Genomic DNA, 8,182 nt, shown 5'->3' with positions numbered 1-8,182 from the left:
GGGGGCGCGTTTTTGTGTATAAGCCACTGGGGCTCGAGCGCGGCGCTCGCCTACGCGCGGACCGCCTCGACGGAGGGCGTCGAGGAGGTCCGCGCCATCGCCGACGAGGTCGCCCGGGCCGGCGGCACGCCGCTCGCCGTCTCCCGCGACGGGCGGCTGCTGGGCGTGGTGACGCTGAAGGACATCGTGAAGGGCGGCATCCGCGAGCGCTTCGCGGAACTGCGCCGCATGGGCATCCGCACGGTGATGATCACCGGCGACAACCCCGTCACCGCCGCCGCGATCGCGGCCGAGGCCGGCGTCGACGACTTCCTCGCCCAGGCGACGCCGGAGGACAAGCTGGCGCTGATCCGCAAGGAGCAGGCGGAGGGCAAGCTCGTCGCCATGTGCGGCGACGGCACCAACGACGCCCCGGCTTTGGCGCAGGCCGACGTCGGCGTCGCGATGAACACCGGCACGGTGGCGGCCCGCGAGGCCGGCAACATGGTCGACCTCGATTCCGACCCGACCAAGCTCATCGAGATCGTCGGCATCGGCAAGCAGCTGCTGATGACGCGGGGCGCGCTGACCACCTTCTCGATCGCCAACGACGTGGCGAAATACTTTGCCATCATCCCGGCGATGTTCCTCGGGCTCTACCCGCAGCTCCAGGCGCTGAACGTGATGGGGCTCGCCTCGCCCCAGAGCGCGATCCTGTCGGCGATCATCTTCAACGCGCTGATCATCGTCGCGCTGATCCCGCTGGCCTTGCGCGGCGTCGCCTACCGGGCGGTCGGGGCCGGGGCACTGCTGCGCCAGAATCTCCTGATCTACGGCTTGGGCGGAATCCTGGTGCCCTTCGCCGGCATCAAGGCGATCGACCTCGCCGTCACCGCGCTCCACCTCGCCTGATCTTTCCCTTCGCGTCCCGAGACCCCGCCATGCTGACCCAGCTCCGCCCCGCACTCGTCCTGCTGATCGCGTTGACCGCGCTCACCGGGCTCGCCTACCCCCTCGCCATGACCGGGCTCGCCGGCCTCGCCTTCCCGAGCCAGGCCGCCGGCTCGATCGTCCTGCGCGACGGCCGACCCGTCGGGTCGAGCCTGGTCGGCCAAAACTTCACCAGCGCGCGCTACTTCCAGGGCCGGCCCTCGGCCACCGTCGCCGCCGACCCGGCGGATGCGGCCAAGACCGTGCCGGCGCCCTACAACGCCGCGAACTCGTCGGGCTCCAACCTCGGCCCGACCAGCGCCGCGCTCGCCGAGCGGGTCGGCGCCGACCTCGCCCGGCTGAAGGCCGAGAACCCGGGCGTGCCGGTGCCGGTGGACCTCGTGACCACGAGCGCGTCGGGGCTGGACCCCGACATCTCGCCCGAAGCCGCCCTGTTCCAGGTGAAGCGCGTGGCGGCCGCGCGGTCGCTCCCCGAGCCCTCCCTCCGCGACCTCGTCGCGGGGCAGGTCCGCGGCCGCTGGCTCGGCCTCCTCGGCGAGCCGCGGGTGAACGTGCTGGCCCTCAACCTCGCCCTGGACGAGATGGCGAAATAGCCCCGGTCGCCCCGTATTCCGCGTAGGATGCGCGCTCGATGACCGAGCCGAGCCGAGCCCCCGACCGCCCCTCCCCCGACGCGCTGCTCAACGCCGCGCGCCGGGCGGACCAGTCGCGTGGGCGGCTCAAGATCTTTCTCGGCGCCGCGCCCGGCGTCGGCAAGACCTTCGAGATGCTGACGACCGCCCAGGCCAAGGCCCGCGCCGGCCTCGACGTGGTGGTCGGCGTGGTCGAGACCCACGGCCGTGCGGAGACGGAGAGCCTGCTTTCCGGGCTCGAGATCGTTCCGCGCCGCGCGGTCGCCTACAAGGGCACCCGCCTCGACGAGATGGACCTCGACGCGCTGCTCGCGCGCAAGCCCACCCTGGCCCTCGTCGACGAGCTCGCCCACACCAACGCGCCGGGCTCGCGCCACCCGAAGCGCTACCAGGACGTCGAGGAACTGCTCGACGCCGGCATCGACGTCGACACCACCCTCAACATCCAGCACGTCGAGAGCCTGAACGACGTCGTCGCGCAGATCACCCGCATCCGCGTGCGCGAGACCGTGCCCGACGGCATCCTCGACCGGGCCGACGACATCGAGGTGATCGACCTCAACCCCGACGACCTGATCCGGCGGCTGGAGGACGGCAAGGTCTACCGGCCCCGCAACGCCACCCGTGCCCTCAAGCACTACTTCTCCCGCGGAAACCTGACCGCTCTGCGCGAGCTGGCCTTGCGCCGCACCGCCGACCGGGTCGACGACGAGCTGCTGAGCCACATGCGCGCCCACGCCATCCCCGGCCCCTGGGGGGCGGGCGAGCGGGTGCTGGTCTGCGTCAGCGAGGATCCGCGGGCGGCCGGCCTGGTGCGCTACGCCAAGCGCCTGGCCGACCGGCTGCACGCGCCCTGGACCGCGCTTTCCGTCGAGGGGCCGCGGGCGCAGGCGCTGTCGGAGGCCGCGCGCGACCGCATCGCCGACACCCTGCGGCTGGCCGACCGCCTCGGCGGCGAGGCCGCGACCGTGCCGGGCTCGCGGCGGATCGCCGACGACATCCTGGCCTATGCGCGAAGCACCAACGCCAACCACGTCGTGGTCGGCAAGTCCGAGCGCTCGCGGCTCTTCGAGATCCTGAACGGCTCGGTGGTACGCGACCTCGTGCGCGGCTCGGGCACGATCAGCGTCCACGTCGTCGCGGGCGAGGCGCAGAGGGAGACGCAGGACGCGGACCCGCCGAAGCCCCTGCGCACGGCCGCCCCGGAGCCCGCCCGCTCGGCCTGGCCCTACGCGGTCGCGCTCGGCGCCGTCGCCGTCGCCCTCGGGATCGCGCTCGCCTTGCAGCCGACGCTGGGGGTCGAGAACGCCGACCTCGTCCTGCTCACCGCGGTGGTCGCCGTCGCGGTGAGCTTCGAGCTCTGGCCCTCGCTCGCCGCCGTGGTGGCCGCGTCGCTCGCCTACAACTTCTTCTTCCTGCCGCCGCTCTACACCTTCACCATCGCCGACCCGACCAACGTCGCCGCCTTCTGCCTGTTCACGCTGGTCGCGGTGCTGGTCTCGAACCTCGCCGCGCGCACCCGCGAGGAGGCGCTAGTGTCCCGGGCGCGGGCGGTCGCGAGCGAGCGGCTCTACGGCTTCAGCCGCAAGCTCGCCGGCTGCGGCACGCTCGACGACGTGCTGTGGGCCACCGCCTACCAGGTCGCCGCCAGCCTCGAGGTCCGCGTCGTGCTGCTCCTGCCCGAGGACGGCGCGATCGCGGTGCGGGCCGGCTACCCGCCCGAGGACACCCTCGACGCCGCCGACCTCGCCGCCGCGACCTGGGCCTTCGACAACGACCGCGCGGCCGGCCGCGGCGCCGACACCCTGCCCGGCGCCAAGCGCCTGTTCCTGCCGATGCGGACCGGCCGCGGCACGCTCGGCGTGATCGGCCTCGATGCCGACCGGCCCGGGCCGATCCTCTCGCCGGAGAGCCGGCGCCTCGTGGACGCGCTCTCCGACCAGGGCGCGCTCGCCATCGAGCGCGTCCGCCTCGTCGAGGACCTCGACCGGGCCGAGCGCGCGGCCGAGACCGACCGCCTGCGCCAGGCCCTGCTCACCTCGATCTCGCACGACCTGCGCACGCCGCTGGCCGCCGTGCTCGGGGCGGCCACGACGCTGCGCGACCTCGACGACGCCCTCGACGGCACGGAGAAGGCCGACCTGCTGGCGACCGTCATCGCCGAATCCGAGCGCCTCAACCGCTTCATCGCCAACCTCCTCGACATGACCCGCCTGGAGGCCGGCGCGGTGGTGCCCAACGTCGCCCTCCACGACGTCGCGGAGGTCGCCGACACGGCGCTGCGGCGCATGGACAAGATCCTGGCCGCCCACCGCGTGGCGGTGGAGATCGCCAAGGACCTGCCGCCCTTGCGGCTCGACCCGGTGCTGTTCGAGCAGGTGCTGGTCAACCTCCTCGACAACGCCGGCAAGTACGCGCCCGAGGGCTCGACGATCCGCCTGCTCGGGCGACGGGAGGGGATGCGGGTGCTGATCGAGGTCCTCGACGAGGGCGACGGCCTGCCCGAGGCCGACCGGGAGCGGGTGTTCGACACGTTCTACCGCGTCGCCAAGGCCGACAGCGTGCGGGCCGGGACCGGCCTCGGCCTGCCGATCTCGCGCGGCTTCATCGAGGCGATGGGCGGCACCGTGACAGGCGCCAACCGCCGCGACCGCGCGGGCGCGGCCTTCACCATCGCCCTGCCGGTCCCCGCCGAGCCGGCCCGGACCGCGTCGGAGCGGGCCGCATGACCCTGCACGTCCTCGTCGTCGACGACGAGCCGCCGATCCGGCGGCTGCTGCGCACCGGGCTCGGGACGCAGGGCTACGCCGTGCTCGAGGCGCCGGACGGCCGTACCGCCCTCGAGACCTTGCGCCGCAAGGCGTCGGGCCACGAGACCGTGGACCTCGTGATCCTCGACCTCGGGCTGCCCGACATGCGCGGGCACGACCTGCTCGCCGAGATCCGCAAGGCGCATCCGGCCCTGCCGGTGGTGGTGCTGTCGAGCCGCGACGACGAGACCGGGAAGGTCGAGGCGCTCGACCTCGGGGCCGACGACTACGTCACCAAGCCCTTCGGCATGGGCGAATTGCTCGCCCGCATCCGCACGGCGCTCCGCCACCAGCTCGCGACGGAAGGGCAGCGCCCGCTGTTCCGGGTCGGCCCTCTGAGCGTCGACCTCGTGCGCCGCATCGTCCGGGTGGAGGAACGCGAGGTGAAGCTGACGCCGCGCGAATACGACTTCCTGCGCGTGCTGGTGCAGCATGCCGGCAAGGTGCTGACCCACGCCCAGCTGATGGGCGCGGTCTCGGCCTCGTCCGACCCGCAATACCTGCGGGTCTACATGCGCCAGCTCCGGCAGAAGCTGGAGGCCGACCCCGAGCGCCCGCGCCTGCTGCTCACCGAGACCGGCGTCGGCTACCGCCTGCGCGCGCCCGACGACGGCCTGTCGCGCTGACGGGTTCCCGGATGCGGATTTTTTCCTGAACGAACCCGTCCGGCGCGGGTTGTGCAGGCCGTAGAGCCGGCGCGCATCGCGGCGTCGCCGGCATCGCAAGGCCACAGCTCCCCATGGATCAGACCCGAGATACGACCTTGGACACGACGCCCCTGAAGGCCGCCGACTTCGCGGCCCCGACCGTCCTGCTCGCCGGCACGGTGGATTACGACATGTACAAGGACTTCCGGCGCCAGATCGGCCAGGCGCCGTGCGACGGGCTCGTCGTGGTCGAGCTGACCACGCTCGGCGGCGACCCGGAGGTGGCGCGGATGATGGGCGAGGACATCCGCTTCAAGAGCGCGATGAACCCGCAATGCCGCTACGCCTTCCTCGGCAAGGCGGCGATCTACTCCGCCGGCACCACCTTCATGAGCTTCTTCACCCGGAAGAACCGCTATCTCACCCCCGGCACGCGGCTGATGATCCACGAGCGCAAGCTCGCCAAGGAGCTTCAGATCAACGGCCCGCTCACCACCTGCATCGCCACGGTGAAGGCGACGCTCCACGAGATCGAATGCTCGATCGCGATCCAGAACGAGGGCTTCGCCAACCTCGTCGAGGGCTCGCAGGTGACCCTCGACGCGGTGATCGAGCGCGCCCCGTACAACTGGTACATCGAGGCCGAGGAGGCCCGCCGCCTCGGGCTGATCGAGGCCGTGATCTGAGGGTTCAGAACGCCAGCTTCATCCCCGCCACCACGTTGCGCGGGGCGCCGGCGTAGATCGAGCCGGTGACGGCGGCGAGCGCGGCGGCACCGTTCTGCACGCCGGTCGTCGCGCTGATCGAGTTGGCGAGGTTCTGGGCGGAGGCCGCGTAGACCGTGTCGAACACGTTGCGCACCTCGGCGTAGACCGTGAGGCGCTTGGCGTAGCCGCCCACCAGCTCCGTCGCGTAGTGGACGTTGGCGTTGACGACGGCGTAGCCCGGCGCCTTCAGCTGGTTGGCGTTGTCGAGGTAGAAGTCGTCCTGGAACACGGTCTCGACGAAGGCGCCGAGCCCGGCGAGCGGCCCGGCCGGGACGTCGTAGCCGATCCGGGCCAGCAGCTGGTTGGCCGGCACGCCGGGGATGCGGTTTCCGGCGCGGTCGAGGCGTCGGGTCAGCGTGCCGGCGCTGAGCTGCTCGACGTAGCGGGTGTAGATCTGGTCGTCGAAGGTGTAGGCGGCCACCCCGCGCCAGCCCGGCGCGAAGGCCCAATCGATCCCGACCTCGATGCCGCGATGCTCGGATGCCGGGGCGTTGAAGGTGTAGCTCTGCAGGCCGGCGCCGGGCGATTGCGAGACGAGCTCGTTGCGGAAGAACTCGTAGAAGCCGGTGACGCTGAGGCGCAGGTTTTCGGTCGGCGTCCACTCGGCGCCGAGGTCGAAGCCGAGGTTCTCCTGGGTCTGCAGCCCGGTGTTGTTGCCGGGCAGGCCCGCCGCGGTCACGAACAGGTTGCTCGCCGCCGGCGTGGTGTACCCGGTGGCGACGCGGCCGCGGAACGCCCACTCCGTGCCCGGGCGGTAGACCAGCGCCAGCTCCGGGGCGACGTTGAGGAAGGTGCGGTTCACGTCCGCGATCGTCGTGGTCGCGCCCGTCGCATTGTAGGCGTAGGCGAGATTGCGCCCGGTGATCGCCGTGCCCTCGGCGCTGATGCCGACGACCCCCGTCCACCGGTCGGACAGCGCGACCTCGGTGCGGGCGCGGCCGCCGAGGTTCGACTGCACCGCCTCCTGCTCGCCGATCAGCGCGCCCAGCCGCGGGCCGCCATAGGGCGCGCGGTTGTAGGTCGAGATGTGGTTGTCGATCGTGTTGTAGGCCAGCGCCACGTAGCCGACCGCCGGGAGGCCGAACAGGTCGTAGCGCCGGGTCACGTCGGTGAGGAAGTTCCAGGACGGGTACGAGCCCCGCGACGACGTCGCGTAGAACGGCTGGTTGAAGTTGCGCTCGTCGAAGCCGAGTTGCGTGCGCCACGTCGTCTGCGCGTCGATGTCGTGCTCGTAGCGCGCCGCCACGATCGTGCGCCGGTCCTTGCGCCCGAACCCGGCCTCGTCGGCGGTCACGCCCACCGTCCGGCCGAAGGCGCCGTTCACCATGAGGTTCGTCAAGGTGCAGCCGGCGGCGGCGGTCGCGGCCGCCGCGCAGCCGCGCTGGTACGGGTTGGTCCGGAAGTCGTTGAGCGAGGACCGGGCGGCGAGGTCCGCCTGCAGGTCGTTGTTGATCACCTTCAGGGTGAAGCGGTTGTCCGGCGTCGGGGTGTAGCTCGCGAGCAGGTCGATGGTCTGCGTGTCGTAGGACGCATGGTCCTGGTAGCCGTTGGCGCGCACGTCGCTGGCGAACAGGCTGATCTCGAACGGGCCGCTGGCGCCGCCGACCGTAAAATAGTTGCTGAGGTAGCCGAAGCTGCCGGCATCGGTGCCGACCTCGTACCCGTCGATCTCGCGGCCGGTGCGGGTGCGGAAGGCGATCGCGCCGCCGGTCGCGTAGTTGCCGAACAGTGCCGATTGCGGCCCGCGGAACACGTCGATGCGGGAATAGGCCCGCGGGTCGGCGATGTCGAAGCGCGAGGCGCCGTCGGGTTGGGTCAGGACGAACCCGTCCTCCAGCACGACCGTGTTCTTGATCACGCCGGTGGAGCGGGCGTTGTTGCCGCGGATCGAGATGATCACGTCGCGCCCGCCGTTGCCCTGGCGCACGGTGACCCCGGGGCTGTTGGCGAGCACCGCGCCGATGCTCGTCGCCGGCCGGTTCTCGATGGTGTCCCGCCGCCCGATCTCGGTCACGACCTGCCCGACCGGATGCTCGATGACGCTGGGCGCCGAGCCCTGCGGCGCGGCGACGCCGAAGGGGACGGCCGCCGCCGGGCCGTCGCGCTCGCCCACGACGGAAAGTTCGGACAGCGTCACGCTCTCTTCGGTGGGCGCGGCGGCGAGGGGAACGGGACAGGCGGACAGGAGCAGGATTCCGGCGCGCAGCCGGAGTTTTGACGGAAGGGACATCGGCTGGGCTCGTCTGATCGGGAGGCAGGCGGGAGCGGCCCGCCGGAAGAGGTCCAAGGTTCGATCAGAGCGGGGTCGGCGGTGCCCTCGGCCGGCCGGCGAGCGGCGGGCGATGTGCGGTCCGGGCCGGCGGCGGGGTCGGCCAGGCGACGGGCGACCAACGCAG

6 protein-coding genes are annotated in these 8,182 nt (G+C 72.1%); 5 read left to right on the top strand and 1 reads right to left on the bottom strand.

The features are described from left to right. The 5 genes from FV229_RS23370 to FV229_RS23350 all read left to right on the top strand — a co-directional run. Window positions 1-891 (top strand): HAD-IC family P-type ATPase (locus FV229_RS23370; RefSeq protein ID WP_147754250.1); only part of this gene is annotated, 891 nt, incomplete at its 5' end. A gap of 29 nt (window positions 892-920) precedes the next feature. Then, window positions 921-1,523: a K(+)-transporting ATPase subunit C gene (locus tag FV229_RS23365; RefSeq protein ID WP_147754249.1), complete on the top strand. Its 603-nt coding sequence runs from the start codon at window positions 921-923 to the stop codon at window positions 1,521-1,523. 38 nt (window positions 1,524-1,561) lie between these two features. After that, window positions 1,562-4,291 (top strand): sensor histidine kinase KdpD, encoded by a 2,730-nt coding sequence (locus FV229_RS23360; protein WP_147754248.1) that lies wholly within the window; start codon window positions 1,562-1,564, stop codon window positions 4,289-4,291. Continuing rightward, complete coding sequence (locus FV229_RS23355; protein WP_147754247.1) at window positions 4,288-4,998, top strand: response regulator transcription factor; 711 nt, start codon at window positions 4,288-4,290, stop codon at window positions 4,996-4,998. The genes FV229_RS23360 and FV229_RS23355 overlap by 4 nt, the downstream gene beginning before the upstream one ends. A gap of 137 nt (window positions 4,999-5,135) precedes the next feature. Beyond that, the gene (locus FV229_RS23350) at window positions 5,136-5,705 is read left to right on the top strand and encodes a peptidase S14 (RefSeq protein WP_147754246.1); all 570 of its coding nucleotides are present in this window, start codon (window positions 5,136-5,138) and stop codon (window positions 5,703-5,705) included. A 4-nt stretch (window positions 5,706-5,709) separates the two neighbouring features. On the opposite strand, the gene FV229_RS23345 is transcribed toward FV229_RS23350, so the two are convergent. Continuing rightward, the gene (locus FV229_RS23345) at window positions 5,710-8,016 is read right to left on the bottom strand and encodes a TonB-dependent receptor (RefSeq protein ID WP_147754245.1); all 2,307 of its coding nucleotides are present in this window, start codon (window positions 8,014-8,016) and stop codon (window positions 5,710-5,712) included. Window positions 8,017-8,182 lie beyond the last annotated feature (166 nt).

Origin of the sequence: Methylobacterium sp. WL120 (assembly GCF_008039465.1) — a bacterium.
Lineage (GTDB): Bacteria > Pseudomonadota > Alphaproteobacteria > Rhizobiales > Beijerinckiaceae > Methylobacterium > Methylobacterium cerastii.
This window is presented reverse-complemented; position numbering and strand designations above follow the sequence as displayed.